We start from the raw sequence: 12922 nt of genomic DNA on the forward strand, positions 1-12922 counted from the left end.
AATATCTGGAAACGGTACTCAATGCGGGTCTCAAAAAACTGGGTGAAATTTAACAAAATGTTCACGCTCTCACCCTGGTATTTCATGGTGTATCGCTTTGTTTCTTTGGCGAGAAGAAGCGCAACCCTAACTGGTAGTTGACCGCCTCTCTCCTATGCACCATGGGCATTGCACTTATTATCTGAATTCACGTATCATCTAAACATAGAGTAAAGGGCAAACCGGTCGAAAGGTCGGGACGCAAAGCCACCGGTCTAAGGGTTCATAACCTAAGACAGCGGAGCTGCCATCTGAGAAGAGCGATGTCATCAGTTGTATCTGTGTCATTCTCTTTGATTGCGTTGCCCTTTTCGTACAACGACATGTGACGAAAAGGACATAAAAATGAACACTTCCACCGCTTCCGTTCGCAACAGCGCCATCCGTTTCGCTTCTTCTGCCGCCACAGCCATGCTGCTGGGTGCTGCCTTGCTGCCTGCCACTGCCTCCGCCGCCGATGGCTCCGTCACCTTCACCGGTACCCTCTACGAAGCTCCCTGCGACTTCGCCGACAACAGCGTGACCTGTTATTCCGGCACTCAGCGCCAGACCCTGGATCTGGCCAGCCTGCAGCAAGCCGGCAGCCTCAATACCATCAGCAGCACCATGCAGTACAAGCTCTCTGCCGGCAGCAGCAACATGGCCATCGTCACCGTCAGCTATCTCTGATCGGGTCATTCCTGCCATCTGCCCGAGGTTGTTCATTACCTCGGGCGGATCTGTTCGCCTTGTGAAAGACGAACCAGACAGCCTCCCCTAGGCTGCCATCGTTAATCACGGCTCTCCATCCACCAATCCCCCTCCCGTTTTTCTCTATTTCCATGCCAACTGCCGCCCGGCAGCTTTTCACTACGATACTCACTGCGACACTCGGCTTTCTCCTCAGGCAGATCAGCACTTTCCCTGCTTGCTACCCTGCTTGCTACCCAGCTTGCTACCCAGCTTGCTACTGGCGCATTCCCGCTTGGCGGGAGAATCTCAAACGAGACGTTGATCACAGTTGCCGGCCTCAGACTGAGATCCCCCCCAGATGGCAGATGAGTCCTTGCTATCAACCAGGCCCCCAATGGGGCTCACTTTGTTTTGATTTAATCTAAATAAATGATTTATATGGCCTGATTGGTGGGTTGATATCCCTTTGGGGCTGACTAGATTGCACGCGTCAATCACGCAGACAATCAAGCAAAGGGATAAAAATGAACAATCTGGGTACCAGGTTGCTGCTGCTGGCAGCACCGGGCCTGTTTGCCACTTCGGCGCTGGCCAACTACTCCCCCTCTGACTGGCAACAGTATCAACTCAAAGGTGAATCCAGCCGTCAGCTGGGGGATCAGCTCACCGAAGTGACCTACGAGCTGAGCGCCCGCAGCGGCGGCGCCCCCTATCAGCAGCTGAGGGTGTATCGCCGCTTCGACTGGAGCGATGCCAACCTGGCTGCGCTGGCAGAACAGCAGTGCGGCGAGCCGCAGCTCAAGATCGAGCAGGGCTGGCAGATCCGCTACCTCAGCTGTGAAGAGGTGGTGCCGGCCGGCAAGGCCGTTCCGGCCAGCAGCTATGACTATGGCTACGGCATGAAGCAGGGCCGCTGGGAGCCACTGGCAGGCACCCCGACCGCGCCGCGTCAGGATCGTCTGCCGCTGGCGGAGCGGGTCATCCTGGGTCACAGCGAGCAGGAGCTGGATCGCTGCGAGCTCAACGCCGAAGGTCGCTGCGCCGAGCAGGCATGGCAGTACCAGCCGCAAAACTGGCAGCAGTTGAAGGTGCTGGAAGAGACCCCCAATGAACGGGATGGCCGCCTCGAGCAGATCTTCTTCCGCCTACAGCCCATCGCGGGCAGCCAGGCCGCCAAGCAGGTGAGCGAGCTACACGTCTGGCGCCAGTACACCTGGTTGCTGGAACAGGCCAAGACCCAGCAGGAGTGCGATGAACCCCAGACCCGTCAGGAAGGGGACAAGACCATCAGCTATCGGGTGTGCCGTCAGACCCTGCCCGCCGGCAGCGAGGTGCAGGTGGTCTTGAAGGACACCGGCTATCAATACCCGGTGGGGGGCAGCGAATGGCAGACCCTGCCGGAAACAACCGAGTGGCAGGAGAACCGGGTGCTCAACCGCCCCATCGTGCTGGCCAGCAAGGAAGAGCAGCTCGACTGTCGCCGTGCCGACGGCCGCGCCTGCTCCGAGCCGGATCTGCCGGGCACCGAACTGCTGGACGCCGAAGCGGCCAAGATAGTGCAGGATGCCAGTGGCCAGCCCGCACCGGTCTGGCAGGAGAACTATGGTCACGATGACACCAAGCTGCTGGCCGTGTCGCGCGGCATCCAGAGCCTGCTGGCGGCCAATCAGCCGGCCCATCCGGCCATGAAGCTGCTGCTGGAATACGTGCGCGCCCACAACTACCACAACTATGGCAAGCACAAGGAAGACGGCCCGGCCGCCGCCGAGGCGCTGGCCGAAGCGTTGACGGCGCTGGGCGCCCATCCGCTGCTCTTCTCGGAGCAGGCCAGCGACGAGGTTGGTGCCGTCATGGGTGCCTGGAGCATCGCCCTGCACGGTCAGTTCAAGAGCCCGGCAGTGCAGAGCCGCTTTGGCACCCTGCTCGGCGAGTTCAACCAGATGCTGGCCTACAGCACCCGCCATGCCAGCGAGATCAACGGCCAGCACGCCTGGGCGACCGGCCTGTTCGATCTGCTCAACTTCCTCGACTTCGCCAGCGACTACAGCGATCCCTTCGCCAACGACTTCCGCCAGCAGGATGGCGAGCTGCGCAAGCAGCTGCACGCCCTCGGCATGAGCGAACTCGCGTTGTGGCAAGGAAGGGATGGTGCCGATCTGTTTCTGCTCAACAACGTGCTGGATGCCTACACCCGCCTCTACCGGGTCGCCCGCTATACCCGCCCGGACGAGCTCGACGGCTACCGCAAGCTGCTGGATGACTCCGTCATCGCACTGGTTCGCCACCACGACCTGATCCCCGGCGGCCAGCAGAGCCAGGATCTGCTGGAAGACATGTCGCTGACCCTCTCCACCTACTACCTGACCTACACGGATCGCACCAGCGAAGCCTGCATCAGCGGTGACTTCGCCGGGCTCTGCACCCCCGTCCGGGTGGAGGACGTACTGCCGTTCGAGCACACCTGCTCGCCGACCCTGCGCCTGCGGGCCCAGGATCTGACCATGGATCAGGCCGAGGGGATCTGCCGTGAACTGGGTGCCGAAGAGCAGCAGTTCCACCAGCAGATGGAAACCGGCTGGCAGCCGGTGGCGGACGATAACAACGAGGCGCTGGAACTGGTGGTCTTCAACTCCTCCGCCGACTGGAAACGCTACGGCAGTGCCCTGTTCGGCGGCGTCTCCACCGACAACGGCGGCATCTACCTCGAAGGGGATCCGGCTCGCCCCGGCAACCAGGCCCGCTTCTTCGCCTACGAGGCGGAGTGGAAGCGCCCAGCGTTCCAGGTGTGGAACCTGCGCCACGAGTACGTGCACTACCTGGACGGCCGCTTCAACCAGTACGGCAGCTTCGGCCACTACCCGCTCAACCGCACCACCTGGTGGTCGGAAGGGCTGGCGGAGTTCGTCGCCCACGGCCAGTGCTTCGCCCGCGGTCTGGACAACGTCGCCGGCCGCCCGGCCAACGACCGTCCGGCCCTGGCCGACATCCTGCATCTGGATTACGACAAGGGCGGCGAGATGGTCTACTCCTGGTCCTACACTGTGCACCGCTTCCTGAATGAGACCGGTCGCAGCGCCAGCTGGCTGGCCATGGCCCGGGCCCTGCGAGGCCCGGATCGAGAGCAGGCCATGAGCGCCTTCGAAGCCGAGCTGGACCAGCTGATTGCCAATGACAGCGAGGCCTACCAGCAGTGGCTCGGCCGCGAGCTGCTGCCCTGGTGGGAAGCCAACAAGGACTCCGACGAGTGCAAGGCCAACGACTCTTCCCACTGAGAACGAGACGGCTATGACAAGGGGCGGCCATGGCCGCCCCTTGTTTATGGCGCCGTTTGATAATCCCGGGATCCTGGCGCGCGCTGCGACAACCTCTGCCCGAGTGAGCCCCTGCGCCGCCATCAAACCTGACGCGCCACAACAACTTGTAATAGAATGACCCCCTGTCTTCTCTTACTTCAGACCCGAACCGCACCGCGCATGAAGAAGTTTGCCAAGATCCTGCTCGCCTGCCTCTGCCTGTTGCTGGCCTCCATCGCCGCCCTGCTTGGCTACAGCGAGTGGACCGTCTCGGACGCCCGTCACTACACCTACGACGACGTCAACGCGGTGCCCTACAACCGGGTCGCCCTGGTGCTCGGCACCTCCAAATACCTGATTGGCGGCAGCCCGAACCACTACTTCAAATACCGGATCAAGGCCGCCGCCGAGCTCTACAACAACGGCAAGGTGGACTACATCCTGGTCTCCGGCGACAACGCCACCGTGCAGTACAACGAACCGCGCCAGATGCGGCGGGCCCTGATCCAGGCCGGCATTCCGGCCAGCGCCATCTACAGCGACTACGCCGGCTTTCGGACCCTGGACTCCATCGTGCGGGCAAAGGAGGTGTTCGGTCAGGCCCACTTCACCGTGGTCTCCCAGGCCTTTCACAACGAGCGAGCCATCTTCATCGCCCGCCATTTCGGCATCGAGGCGGTCGGCTTCAACGCCGTGGATCCCAGCGCCTATCAGGGCATCAAGACCCGGGTGCGCGAGGTGTTTGCCCGCCTGATGGGGCTGCTCGACCTCTACGTGCTGGACAAGGGACCCAAGTTCCTCGGCGAGCCCATCGTCATCGGCGCTCCCGTTCCCTGCCAGGCGTTGAGCACCATAGGGGCTAGCCAACCCTGCCTGCCCATTGCACCGCCCCCTCATCAGCCGAAGGCCAAGCAGGCAACGGCCGTGAGCGCGGCAACAGCCACCAGCGCAGCCGTGCCGAGCGAAGCAACACCCGTGGATAATCCGGCTGCCAGCAGCGCGCCGACCCCTCAATAGCAGAGACCCGCCAACAGGCGGGTCTCTTTCATTGGGCTCGGTATTTCCGGCGATCAGGCCCTTGCCGCCACGTAACGCCGTGCCACCTCATCCCAGTCGATCACGTTGTAAAACGCGGCTATGTAATCGGGACGCTTGTTCTGGTACTTGAGGTAGTAGGCATGCTCCCACACATCCAGCCCGAGTATCGGGGTGAGCACCTCCATCAGGGGGCTGTCCTGGTTCGCGCTACTCACCACCTGCAACTTGCCGCGCCCATCGACCACCAGCCAGGCCCAGCCGCTGCCAAAACGGCTCAGCGCCGCCTGAGTAAAGGCCTGCTTGAAGGCCTCCAGCCCACCCAGATCCCGCTCCATCGCTGCGGCCAGCTCGCCGTCCGGCTCGCCGCCGCCCTGCGGACTCATCACCTGCCAGAACAGGCTGTGGTTGGCGTGGCCGCCGCCGTGATTGCGCACCGCCCCCTGAACCTGGGCCGGCAGGCTGTCGATACGGGCAAGCAATGCCTCCAGCGGCAGGGCAGCCAGCTCCGGCAGATCGGCCAGGGCGGCATTGAGGTTGGTGACATAGGTCTGATGGTGACGGCTGTGATGGATCTCCATGGTCTTTGCATCGATATGGGGTTCCAGCGCGTCATAGGCGTAAGGAAGGGCTGGCAGGGTATGGCTCATGTTCATTGTCTCTCCTGTTGGGCTCAATGCAGTTGATGGGCAGAGCCGGTCTGACACAAACATTGACCCAGGCTGCGCTGGATGCCGTCGTGATGACCGTGTTTGCCCAGAAAGGCGAGCAGCTCGGTACGGGTGCTGCGGGCGTGGCGAACAGCCGCCTCCCGCAGGGCAGCGGAACTGGTGGGGGACTGGCTGGTGGCCAGCAGGCAATCATGGATGTGACACAGCAGGTCGGCGGCCCGATCCGGCAGGGTCATGGCCACCAGCAGATCCGCCAGGTTGTGATGGGCCACCACCAGGGCCGCCACCGCTTCGTCGGCATCGTGCCAGTCGGCAAACTGCTGGCGGGCAAGCCACAGCGCCTGCTGATAGCAGTCGAGCGCCCTGGCGTACTCCCCCGCATCGAAATGGCGGTTGCCACTCAGGGTCTGCGCCTTCCAGTGCGCCATGCTGCTGTCCGCTCCGGTGGTACCGACCCATCCCTTCACCCAGGTTCCCGTCATGACTCGACTACTCAAATGATAATAATTATTATTTAACTTATTTGATGGGCAGACACAAGGAATAGTTGGTGCCGCCTTTTTTGCCCATATGGGTAGGGTTTTTCTGCAATCCCCGGTTTAGTGATCCCACCCACAGATACATTTGAGTTCAGCCACCATGCTGCCGGTACTGGCATGAGGCCGGTGGCTGCCCGGTGACGACCCCCGGTGACGACCAGAGTGCAGCCGGTTTTTTCACAAGGACGGTGAAGATGAAAAGATGGCTATTGATGCTGTTGTGCGCCCTGCCCATGCTGGGTCAGGGGGCCGGTTATACCCAGACCCGCTACCCCATAGTGCTGGTGCACGGTCTGTTCGGTTTCGACAAGCTGCTCGGTGTCGATTACTTCTACGGCATCCCCCAGGCCCTGACCCGGGATGGCGCCAAGGTCTACGTGGCACAGGTCTCCGCCACCCAGAGCTCGGAGCTGCGCGGTGAACAGCTGCTCAAGCAGGTGCAGCAGGTGCTCGCCATCACGGGGGCGGAGAAGGTGAACCTCATCGGCCACTCTCACGGTGGCCCCACCATTCGCTACGTCGCTTCGGTCGCCCCCGAGCTGGTCGCTTCCGCCACCAGCGTGGGCGGGGTCAACCATGGCTCGGAGATCGCCGACCTGGTGCGGGCCAAGGTGACGCCGGGCTCGGCGGCCGAAGGTCTGGCGGTGGCCGCCGCCTCGGCCCTGTCCGGGGTCATCTCGCTGCTCTCCGGGGGCAGCCAGCTGCCGCAGGATCCCCTCGCCGCCCTCGACGCCCTCACCAGCACCGGCGCCCAGCGCTTCAACCAGCGCTATCCGGAAGGGCTGCCCAGCCAGCATTGCGGCGAAGGGCCCATGCAGGCCGCCAACGGGGTCTACTACTTCTCCTGGAGCGGACGCGGCACCATGACCAACATCCTGGATCCGGTGGATCCGGCGCTGGCGCTGACCGGCAGCTTCTTCAAGGAGCCCAGTGACGGCCTGGTCGGGGTGTGCAGCAGCCACCTCGGCAAGGTGATCGGCACCCACTACCGCATGAACCATCTGGACGAGGTGAACCAGTCGTTCGGCATTCGCCACCTGTTCGAGACCGACCCGGTCAACCTCTATCGCCAGCACGCCAACCGCCTGCAGAGGCTGGGACTATGAACAGGGCATGGCTGATGGCTGCTCCGCTGGCGGCGGCCCTGCTGCTGGGGGGCTGGCAGTATTGGCCCTCCGCTGACGCAACCGCCCCTTCGCCGCAACATGCCGGGCCCGCTTCCCCTCTGGTCAGGCAGGCCGCACCGCCGTCGGATAAGTCCTCGCTGCAGGCCCGCCATGAAGCCTTTCTCGCGGCCGAGGGCAGCCTGACGGTGCCAGCGGATCCGGGCCTCGCCAGCTTGCAGAAGCTGTTCGACGAGCGCGAGCAGTTGCGCAGGCAACGTTTCACTCCGGCAGAGCAGGAGCAGCTGTTTGCCGAGGACAGGCTGATGGAGCAGTGGACCCTACGCCGCAAGGCGCTGGCGGAGTCCAGCGATACCGACAAGCCGCTGCTGGCGAGTGAGCTGGAGCTCTGGCTGGCGGAGCAGCCCCAGTGGTTTCGGGAGGCGGAGGCCAACAGCCGCCTGCTGGGCGATCTGCAGGCTCTGGAGCAACTCCCCGCAGCCGGGCGTGACGCCGCACTGCGCGAACAGTTGGGACCGGAGGCGGCAGACCGGTTGCTCCAGCTGGCAGAGAGCCAGCAGGGGTTCGAGCAGCAGCTGGCCAGCTATCTGGCCGAGATCAGGCCCCTGCCTGCCGAGGCCCGGGTCAGCCAGCAGCCAGAGATCCTGGCACGCTGGTTCGAGCCCGGTCAGTGGCGACGGGTGGAGGCCCTCACCCGGCTCACCCTGGGCGAGCAGTAACCGGCATGAAAAAGGGGCCCGCAAGTGGGCCCCCATTCTTTGACGCTGCCGCCCTTACTGCGGCTTGTTGGCACCCGGCAGCGGCTGCCAGGTGAGGCGAGTCACCCGGTTGCCCTGCACCTCGCAGGTGAGGCAGAGATCCTGCCACCCCTTCTCCTGGCGCAGGGAGACCTCTCCTTTGATGCCCTCTGCACTCCTCTTGAGTTTGGCCGGCTCGAAGGTCACCTTGTCACCTCCGGCGAGCGCCATCAGCTTGCCGTTGCAGAGCCACTGGGCGAGCTCGGCCCCCTTGAGCTTGACGCCCCCCTTGTCAGCCTTCTCCTCGGCGGTGCTCGGTGCAAACAACCCGCCCAGCTCGGCAGCCCGTCTGGTCAGCCAGGCTTCCCGCTGCTGCATGCTCATCTTGCTGACAAACTCCGCAGGCTGCCCCTTGTCGTCCAGCCATTGGGTCAGCTTGCCACTGTCATCGAAGGCGAACTGGGCGGCGGGCTCCTTCACCCCGAACAGCTTGCCGCCCTTGAAGTAGTAACGGCTCTCCCCTTCCTGTTTGCCCTGCTCGTTCAGGATGGGCACGGCGATGATGACGGGCGTGCCGTCGACCCAGGCCTTGATGTCAACGCCATCGTGGCTGAACAAGCGGGTATCGAGGGCGCTGTCGGCCCCCTTCTCCATCAGGGTGAACTGCTCGGCCAGGGAGGCGGCGAATGAAGGCAGGGAGCAGAGTCCCAGTCCCAAGCCGAGGCTCAGGGCGATCGCGGTTGTGCGCATAAGTGTCCTGTGGTGGGCCCGAAGGCCGGATTAACTCTCTACCAGCCAGGTCCTCAGTCCCTCCCGGTGAGCCTCGCTCAAAGGGATGGACTGCCGGGTCCGGTAGTCAAAATGGATCAGGGTCGTCTCGGCGGTCACCGCCAGCTCGCCGCCCTGCCAGGCTTCCTGCCAGAGCGTGAAGGAGCTGGTACCGATACGCCGCACGCCGGTCTTGATCGACACCATCTGGCCATAGAACAGCTCCCGTTTGAATTGCACCGTGTAGCCCGCGATGATCAGATGCCAGTCATGCACATCCAGCTCGGGCGAGAAGAGGCGAAACAGGGGATCACGGGCCGATTCAAACCAGACCGCCGGCACCGTGTTGTTGATGTGGCCGAGGGCGTCCGTCTCTTGAAAACGGGGTTGGATCTGCATTTCCAGCATGGATGTCGACTCCTTGTCGTAGGACCGCGCACAGGCTAGCGCGCCAACCCGTCCGACTCAAGCGTCCCTGCCTGGGGGTGAGAGCCACCGCCGGTTTCCGGCTCCTGCGCCACCTGCTCGGGCTTTAACCAGGCGCTGCGAAAATCGAACCAGCCAAGGGCCGTCATGCGCACACCGTGCACGCCGACCCGGCTCTCCAGCTCCAGCCAGTGGTGAAACAGCGGCACGAACCAGCTCTGGCGCTGCACCTCGGCCAGCAGGGCGCGGGGGCCGGGCTCTTCACCATGGGCGCGCCACTGCGTCAATCCCTGCCACAGGGCCTGCTGGCCGCCCCACACCCGGCGCAGCAAGGGGGTGCCCTGAAGCCAGGCGTAAGGGGCGAAGGCGTGCTCATGCTCCAGGTTGAGGGTGCCGAACCAGAGATCCACATCTTCATCCTCCCCGCTCACCCAGCGCCCGTAGTCCAGGGTACGCACCTCGAGCTGGATCCCCTGCTCTGCCAGCAGGCTGCTCATGGCGCTGGCGCACTCGTTGAACTCCAGATGCTGGTTGAAGCAGGCCAGTACCAGCCGCGCTGGCAGGCTGACCGGGCCGGGCTCGGGAAGAGGCAGGCTCTCGCGCCAGTGGGGCAGGAGACCCAGCGCGCTGGTCCAGCCCCGCTGCAGCTCGGGCGCCACCCGGGCCATCAGGGCGATGGGGTTGAGCAGCCGGGTCAGCCACTGGCGCAGGGCCGGGTCCTGCAGGGGGGCCGATCTGTCGTCCTGCAGCAGGAAGTAGCAACCGGATTCCAGTTCTGACTCCCCGCGCATGGAGCCAAGCTCCGGGGTGTCGCTGCCCAGCCTGACGTGGCTCTCCAGCCGCTCCGCCAGCTCCGGCAGCATCCAGATGTCGATCTCGTCGAGCAGGGCCCGGAGCCCGAAGTAGTCGTCAAATGCTTCGAGGCACAGGTGCAGGGGATCGTTGGCGCTCACCCGATAGGGGCCGGTGCCCACCGGCTGCAGGGCGAAATTCGCCTCCCCCTTGAGCTCCCGTGGCAGGATGGCCGCCACCGGCTCGGCCAGCAGGTGCGGCAGCAGAGGATCCGGGCTGTCGAGATGGATGTCCAGGGTGCGCGGCCAGCGGCTCTCCAGCCGTGCCAGATGGGCGAACAGCGGGCGATCCCGCAAGGCCTGCAGGCTCTCCATCACATCCTCCACCACCAGTTCGCGGCCATGGTGAAAACGCACCACGGGGCGCAGATAGAAGCGCCAGTGACAGGGGGCCAGACACTCCCAGTAGTGGGCGAGATCCCCCTCGATTTCCCCATTTTCCTCGTTTCGCCGGGTCAGACCGTTGAAGATCTGGCGGCTCAGGTGAATTTCGGAGCGACGCAAGGGCGCGGTGGGCAACAGACCGGGCAGGGGCCGGTAGTAGGGCACCCGCAGGATCTGGCGCCCCTCCCGGGTGGCCTGGCCGAGCTGCTCGATGAGCAGCGGGGTGAGCAGATCCAGGCGATCTTCGGCCAGCCGCACCGCCTGCGCCAGCTGGCCCTGACTCAGCAGATCCCGCAATCGGCGCCGGGTCAGGCTCTCCTGGTTGTCCAGCATGGTGAGGCGGGAGCGCCGCCCCCGCCCTGCCTCCGCCGTCCAGCACAGCCAGCCCTGCCCTTCCATGCGGCGCAGCAGCAGGCGGGCATTGCGAGTGGTGCAGCAGAGCAGGTCCGCCACCTCGGCGAGGCTGATTTCCCGCTCGTCGCAGCCAAGCTGCTGGGCGAGCCGTTGAAATTGCTGATAAAGGCGGGTGGTAGGCATAAAAGAGGAAATCCTTTCTCTGAAAGTCATCAGTTTTTTACTTCCGCATTTTAGCTCAATACTGCTGGCGAACGTGAGAACCACAGCACAGGAGCACCATCATGAGCCATGCCACCCCCCTCAAACCGAACCGGATCCAGCAAACCCTTCGTCGCTACTTCCTGAGGATCCTGCCCCGCCCTCTGACGCTGGTCGAAGATCCCATGGTGCAGCTCAACCGCCTGATGCAGTGGGACATGCACCAGATAGACGACAGGGAGTATCGCCGCCGTCTCTGAGGTCGCCGTCACAGGCTCCATCCGGTCACCGCCATCCCCCGGCATTGCTTTGCCGGATTGGGTGGTTTACATCGGCGCTGGGCCTGATAGATTGGACGTCTATCCATCCATAATGGTGACATCCAACAAGGAGTGTGTGATGAAAGATGCGACCCTGGCCCTGCACCACGGCTTTGCCAACGACCCCACCACCAAGGCCGTTGCCGTGCCCATCTACCAGACGGTGGCCTACGAGTTCGAGAGCGCCCAGCACGGGGCGGACTTGTTCAATCTGGCGGTGCCGGGGAACATCTACACCCGCATCATGAACCCCACCAACGATGTGCTGGAGCAGCGGATGGCCGCGCTGGAAGGGGGCATCGCCGGCCTGGTGGTCTCGGCGGGCTCCGCCGCCATCACCTACGCCATCCAGGCGCTGACCGCCGCCGGTGACAACATCGTCTCCACCCCCCAACTCTATGGCGGCACCTACACCTTGTTCGCCCACATGCTGCCGAGCTTCGGGGTCGAGGTACGCTTCGCCAAGGATGACAGCGCCGAGGCCATCGCCGCCCTCATCGATGACAAAACCAAGGCGGTCTACTGCGAGAGCATCGGCAACCCGGCCGGCAACATCGTCGACATCGCCGCCCTGGCCAAGGCCGCCCACGCCCGCGGCGTGCCGCTCATCGTCGACAACACGGTCGCCACTCCGGTCTTGTGCAAACCCATCGAACACGGCGCCGACATCGTGGTGCACAGCCTGACCAAATATGTCGGCGGCCACGGCAACTCCCTGGGGGGCGTCATCGTCGACTCGGGCAAGTTCCCCTGGGCGGATCACGCCGAGCGCTTCCCCCAACTGACCCAACCCGAGCCTTCTTATCACGGGGTGGTCTACACCGAGGCCTTCGGCCCGGCGGCCTTCATCGGCCGGGTGCGCACCGTGCCGCTGCGCAATACCGGCGCGGCGCTGGCGCCCATGAACGCCTTCCTGCTGCTGCAGGGGCTGGAGACCCTGAGCCTGCGCATGGAGCGCCACGTGGACAACGCCCTGCGGGTCGCCCATCACCTCAGGCATCACCCCAAGGTGGCCTGGGTCAGCTACGCCGGTCTGCCGGGTCACCCCCACTACCCGCTGGCGGAGAAGTACATGGCCGGTCGCCCCTCGGCCATCCTCTCCTTCGGCCTGAAGGGGGGCTACGAGGCGGGCGTGCGCTTCTACGATGCACTCAAGATCTTCAAGCGGCTGGTCAACATCGGCGACGCCAAGTCCCTGGCCTGCCACCCCGCCTCCACCACCCATCGCCAGTTGAGCGAAGAGGAGCAGGCCAAGGCTGGAGTGAAACCTGAGATGATCCGGCTGTCGGTGGGGATCGAAGCCATCGAGGACATACTGGCGGATCTGGATCAGGCGCTGGAGGCCTGAGTCAATCGACGAAGGAGCGGGCACCACGCCCGCTCTTTTTCATCCATAAGTGAACCTGCTGCCGGGGCGCTGCGTATCACCGCCTCATGTACAGAACCTTAAGCGGCAAGCGAATTAATAATACCGTCTAACGTGTTGTTTTGCTTGGATTTTCTCTGCC

Annotated in this window: 12 protein-coding genes and 1 riboswitch; of the genes, 7 read left to right on the forward strand and 5 right to left on the reverse strand. The window is 63.8% G+C overall.

Annotated elements, in window-relative coordinates:
* Positions 1-205: 205 nt before the first annotated feature.
* Positions 206-291, forward strand: a riboswitch (cyclic di-GMP riboswitch).
* 93 nt (positions 292-384) lie between these two features.
* The 3 genes from PG896_RS18905 to PG896_RS18915 all read left to right on the forward strand — a co-directional run bounded on the left by PG896_RS18905 (position 385) and on the right by PG896_RS18915 (position 5021).
* A complete protein-coding gene (locus PG896_RS18905) occupies positions 385-708 on the forward strand; it encodes a fimbrial protein (RefSeq protein ID WP_201956618.1) in 324 nt (107 codons plus the stop codon).
* A 527-nt stretch (positions 709-1235) separates the two neighbouring features.
* Positions 1236-3983, forward strand: a complete 2748-nt coding sequence (locus PG896_RS18910; protein ID WP_270836081.1) for a collagenase — start codon at positions 1236-1238, stop codon at positions 3981-3983.
* A gap of 156 nt (positions 3984-4139) precedes the next feature.
* Positions 4140-5021, forward strand: coding sequence for a SanA/YdcF family protein (locus PG896_RS18915; protein WP_103259414.1), 882 nt, complete (start codon positions 4140-4142; stop codon positions 5019-5021).
* Positions 5022-5074: 53 nt separating this feature from the next.
* Here PG896_RS18915 and PG896_RS18920 read toward each other — a convergent pair whose 3' ends face one another.
* Together PG896_RS18920 and PG896_RS18925 are read right to left on the reverse strand one after the other, a co-directional pair.
* Positions 5075-5689 carry a superoxide dismutase gene (locus PG896_RS18920; protein ID WP_171865296.1) on the reverse strand — a complete coding sequence of 205 codons (615 nt, stop codon included), beginning with the start codon at positions 5687-5689 and terminating at the stop codon, positions 5075-5077.
* Positions 5690-5712: 23 nt separating this feature from the next.
* A complete protein-coding gene (locus tag PG896_RS18925; protein WP_029313599.1) occupies positions 5713-6138 on the reverse strand; it encodes a hypothetical protein in 426 nt (141 codons plus the stop codon).
* 305 nt (positions 6139-6443) lie between these two features.
* Between PG896_RS18925 and PG896_RS18930 the strand changes: the two genes are divergently transcribed.
* The gene (locus PG896_RS18930) at positions 6444-7355 is read left to right on the forward strand and encodes a lipase family alpha/beta hydrolase (protein ID WP_039039783.1); all 912 of its coding nucleotides are present in this window, start codon (positions 6444-6446) and stop codon (positions 7353-7355) included.
* Positions 7352-8092, forward strand: coding sequence for a lipase secretion chaperone (locus PG896_RS18935; protein WP_128313193.1), 741 nt, complete (start codon positions 7352-7354; stop codon positions 8090-8092). Before PG896_RS18930 ends, PG896_RS18935 begins: the two co-directional genes overlap by 4 nt.
* Positions 8093-8146: 54 nt before the next feature.
* Here PG896_RS18935 and PG896_RS18940 read toward each other — a convergent pair whose 3' ends face one another.
* Genes PG896_RS18940 through sgrR form a run of 3 tightly spaced genes read right to left on the reverse strand, consistent with a single transcriptional unit; the run spans position 8147 to position 11076 of the window.
* On the reverse strand, positions 8147-8860 hold the full coding sequence (locus PG896_RS18940; protein WP_010672732.1) for a hypothetical protein: 714 nt from the start codon (positions 8858-8860) through the stop codon (positions 8147-8149).
* A gap of 30 nt (positions 8861-8890) precedes the next feature.
* Positions 8891-9286, reverse strand: coding sequence for an acyl-CoA thioesterase (locus PG896_RS18945; protein WP_052815623.1), 396 nt, complete (start codon positions 9284-9286; stop codon positions 8891-8893).
* Between the two features lie 35 nt (positions 9287-9321).
* Positions 9322-11076, reverse strand: a complete 1755-nt coding sequence (gene sgrR, locus PG896_RS18950) for an HTH-type transcriptional regulator SgrR (RefSeq protein WP_270836082.1) — start codon at positions 11074-11076, stop codon at positions 9322-9324.
* Positions 11077-11177: 101 nt separating this feature from the next.
* On the opposite strand from sgrR, the gene PG896_RS18955 reads away from it, so the two are divergent.
* Complete coding sequence (locus tag PG896_RS18955) at positions 11178-11354, forward strand: hypothetical protein (protein ID WP_080767934.1); 177 nt, start codon at positions 11178-11180, stop codon at positions 11352-11354.
* Positions 11355-11493: 139 nt separating this feature from the next.
* Positions 11494-12762 (forward strand): O-acetylhomoserine aminocarboxypropyltransferase/cysteine synthase family protein, encoded by a 1269-nt coding sequence (locus PG896_RS18960; protein WP_201956627.1) that lies wholly within the window; start codon positions 11494-11496, stop codon positions 12760-12762.
* Positions 12763-12922: the final 160 nt, after the last annotated feature.

It is taken from the genome of Aeromonas sp. QDB30, assembly GCF_027707645.1.
In the GTDB taxonomy this organism is placed as follows: Bacteria; Pseudomonadota; Gammaproteobacteria; order Enterobacterales; family Aeromonadaceae; genus Aeromonas; species Aeromonas caviae.

Excerpts from the sequence above, each read along its gene's own strand:
- PG896_RS18945 (WP_052815623.1), bottom strand. The coding sequence starts at position 9,286 with ATGCTGGAAATGCAGATCCAACCCCGTTTTCAAGAGACGGACGCCCTC.
- PG896_RS18935 (WP_128313193.1), top strand. The coding sequence starts at position 7,352 with ATGAACAGGGCATGGCTGATGGCTGCTCCGCTGGCGGCGGCCCTGCTG.
- PG896_RS18905 (WP_201956618.1), top strand. The coding sequence starts at position 385 with ATGAACACTTCCACCGCTTCCGTTCGCAACAGCGCCATCCGTTTCGCT.
- PG896_RS18960 (WP_201956627.1), top strand. The coding sequence starts at position 11,494 with ATGAAAGATGCGACCCTGGCCCTGCACCACGGCTTTGCCAACGACCCC.
- PG896_RS18940 (WP_010672732.1), bottom strand. The coding sequence starts at position 8,860 with ATGCGCACAACCGCGATCGCCCTGAGCCTCGGCTTGGGACTGGGACTC.
- PG896_RS18915 (WP_103259414.1), top strand. The coding sequence starts at position 4,140 with ATGACCCCCTGTCTTCTCTTACTTCAGACCCGAACCGCACCGCGCATG.
- PG896_RS18955 (WP_080767934.1), top strand. The coding sequence starts at position 11,178 with ATGAGCCATGCCACCCCCCTCAAACCGAACCGGATCCAGCAAACCCTT.
- PG896_RS18930 (WP_039039783.1), top strand. The coding sequence starts at position 6,444 with ATGAAAAGATGGCTATTGATGCTGTTGTGCGCCCTGCCCATGCTGGGT.
- PG896_RS18925 (WP_029313599.1), bottom strand. The coding sequence starts at position 6,138 with ATGGCGCACTGGAAGGCGCAGACCCTGAGTGGCAACCGCCATTTCGAT.
- PG896_RS18920 (WP_171865296.1), bottom strand. The coding sequence starts at position 5,689 with ATGAGCCATACCCTGCCAGCCCTTCCTTACGCCTATGACGCGCTGGAA.
- sgrR (WP_270836082.1), bottom strand. The coding sequence starts at position 11,076 with ATGCCTACCACCCGCCTTTATCAGCAATTTCAACGGCTCGCCCAGCAG.
- PG896_RS18910 (WP_270836081.1), top strand. The coding sequence starts at position 1,236 with ATGAACAATCTGGGTACCAGGTTGCTGCTGCTGGCAGCACCGGGCCTG.